General features: G+C 69.1%; 2 protein-coding genes and 1 pseudogene. All 3 read left to right on the forward strand.

The window, feature by feature from the left end:
* The coding region (locus NQ160_RS21380; RefSeq protein ID WP_257517083.1) for a DNA repair helicase XPB at positions 1–1,536 on the forward strand (1,536 nt) is incomplete at its 5' end.
* Between the two features lie 384 nt (positions 1,537–1,920).
* On the forward strand, positions 1,921–2,613 hold the full coding sequence (locus tag NQ160_RS21385; RefSeq protein ID WP_257495566.1) for a response regulator transcription factor: 693 nt from the start codon (positions 1,921–1,923) through the stop codon (positions 2,611–2,613).
* A 4-nt stretch (positions 2,614–2,617) separates the two neighbouring features.
* A pseudogene (locus NQ160_RS21390) lies at positions 2,618–3,076 on the forward strand (two-component sensor histidine kinase); the annotation flags it as partial.

A 3,076-nucleotide genomic window follows, 5' to 3' on the forward strand; every position in this document is an offset into this window, starting at 1 on the left:
CGCATCACCCGGCTGGGCCTGTGGAACGCGCGGGCCGCCGGCCACGACGCCGACGACATGCTCGCGACCCTCGAGCGCTGGTCGCGGTTTCCGGTGCCCGCATCGGTGTCGATGGACCTGCGTGAGACGGTCAACCGCTACGGCCGCCTGGTCATCGAGCGCGCCGACGTCGAGGGCTTCGGCGAGGGCGTGCTCGTGCTGCGCTCGACCGACAACGCCGTGCTGTCCGAGGTCTCGCGCAACAAGCGCATCAGTCCGCTGCTCGTGGGCCGCCCCACCCCCGACACGTTCGTCGTCGATGCGTGGGCGCGCGGGCAGATCAAGCAGGAGCTGCTGAAGATCGGCTGGCCGGCCGAGGACCACGCCGGCTACACCCCCGGCACCCCGCACCCCATCGACCTCGCCGAGGACGGCTGGTCGCTGCGTCCGTACCAGCGCACCGCTGTCGACACCTTCCACGAGGGCGGGTCCGGCGTGGTGGTGCTCCCCTGCGGCGCAGGCAAGACGCTCGTGGGCGCGGCCGCGATGGCTCAAACCAAGACGACGACCCTGATCCTCGTGACCAACACCGTCAGCGCCCGGCAGTGGCGCGACGAGCTGCTCAAGCGCACGAGCCTCACGCCAGAGGAGATCGGCGAGTACTCCGGTCAGCTCAAGGAGATCAAGCCGGTCACCATCGCCACCTACCAGATCCTCACCGCCAAGCGCGGGGGCCAGTACGCCCACCTGTCGCTGCTGGACGCCCTCGACTGGGGTCTCATCGTCTATGACGAGGTGCACCTGCTGCCGGCGCCGGTGTTCAAGCTCACCGCCGACCTGCAGGCGCGGCGCAGGCTCGGTCTCACGGCGACGCTCGTGCGCGAGGACGGCCGCGAGGGAGACGTCTTCAGCCTCATCGGGCCCAAGCGGTTCGATGCACCGTGGAAGGAGATCGAGGCCCAGGGCTTCATCTCCCCCGCCATCTGCTACGAAGTGCGCGTGGACCTGCCCGTCGACGAGCGGCTGGAGTATGCGGCATCCGCCGACGAGGACCGCTACCGCATCGCCGCGACGGCGCCGGTGAAGATCGACGTCGTGCGCGACCTCGTGGCGCGCCACGAGGGCGAGCAGATCCTGGTGATCGGGCAGTACCTCGACCAGATCGATGAGCTGTCCGAGGCGCTCGGGGCACCGAAGATCACCGGGGCCGTCCCCGTCGACGAGCGCGAGCAGCTGTACCAGCAGTTCCGGGTCGGCGAGGTGCCGGTGCTGGTGGTCTCGAAGGTCGCGAACTTCTCGATCGACCTCCCCGAGGCATCCGTCGCCATCCAGGTGTCGGGATCGTTCGGTTCCCGCCAGGAAGAGGCCCAGCGCCTCGGCCGTCTGCTGCGGCCGAAGACCAACGGGCACACCGCCAGCTTCTACACCCTGATCGCCCGGGACACCGTCGACCAGGACTTCGCGCAGAACCGGCAGCGGTTCCTCGCCGAGCAGGGGTACTCGTACACGATCCTGGATGCCGAGCAGGTCGCCGGCCGCGCGGCGCTGGGCGCCTGAACCCGGCTGACAGCCCCCGCGGCGTGCGCGCGCGGCGCCCGACCCCGGTGACCCCGGCTGACCCGGTTGCCGGGATGAGGAGATTCGCCCGGATGCGGTCCCTCGGGCCGCAGGCATCCGCATTCCGGCAGATCCCCTCTTTTCGGGCCGGCGCCGCGGCGCCCGCGCGCGGCGCCCGACCCCGGCGACCCCGGCTCACCCAGTTGCCGGGATGAGGAGATTCGCCCGGATGCGGTCCCTCGGGCCGCAGGCATCCGCATTCCGGCAGATCCCCTCATTTCGGGCCGGCGCGCTTGCTCCGTGAACACCCAGCGCCTATACCGCATGACGGCCGCACCGACCGATGTCCAGACAGCGCATGGGTTCCGTGACCATAATGGGGCCATGACCGCGCCTCGCATCCTTGTCGTCGACGATGAGCCGAACATCCGCGACCTGCTCATCACGAGCCTGCGCTTCGCAGGTTTCCAGGTGCGCGCCGTCTCCAACGGCGCCCAGACGATCTCGGCCGTCCTCGAAGAGGAACCCGACCTGATCGTGCTCGACGTCATGCTGCCGGACATGAACGGCTTCAGCGTCACCAAGCGCCTGCGCGGCGCCGGCTACACCGCGCCCATCCTCTTTCTCACCGCGAAGGACGAGACCGAGGACAAGATCACCGGCCTCAACGCCGGCGGCGACGACTACGTCACCAAGCCGTTCAGCCTCGACGAGATCGTCGCGCGCATCCAGGCGATCCTGCGTCGCACGATGCAGGCCGACGAGGAGTCGATCATCCGCGCAGGCGAGCTGACGATGGACCAGGACACCCACGACGTGCTCGTCGGCGACGTGTCGATCGACCTCTCCCCCACCGAGTTCAAGCTGCTGCGCTACCTCATGCTCAACCCCAACCGGGTGCTGAGCAAGGCGCAGATACTCGACCACGTGTGGGAGTACGACTTCAACGGCGACGCCGGCATCGTGGAGAGCTACATCTCCTACCTGCGGCGCAAGATCGATCCGCACTCGTCCGAGCCCCTCATCCAGACCAAGCGGGGCTTCGGCTACATGCTGAAGGCGGGCAAGTCCGCGTGACCTCGTGGCACTAGCCGCACACGCAGGCAGGACCGATGCGCTGACCGACTGGTGGCGCGGCGTCAGCCTGCGCGCGAAGGTCACCGGGGTCACCGTCGCAGTGCTGGCGATCGGACTCGTCGCCGCGGGTGTGGGCACGCTCGGGTTCCTCCGCAACACCCTGGCGACCAACCTCGACTCCCAGGTGCAGCAGCTGGCCGAGACCGATGCCGTCAGCAGCGTCTTCACCGGCACGGTCACCGAGGACGGTGACGACTTCAGGGTGAAGTCGGATGCCACGGCGTACTTCGTCGCCGTGTACGGTCCCGACGGCCGCTTCATCACCAGCGGCGGCGGCAACGGCGAACCCCCGCCGGTCTTCCCCGAGACCTTCACCCTCGCCCAGGCGACGATCTACGGCACCGGAACGGTCTTCGATCTGCGCAACAGCCAGGGCGGACCCAGCTACCGGGCGGCGGCCGGC

Source organism: Microbacterium sp. zg.Y909, from assembly GCF_024626565.1.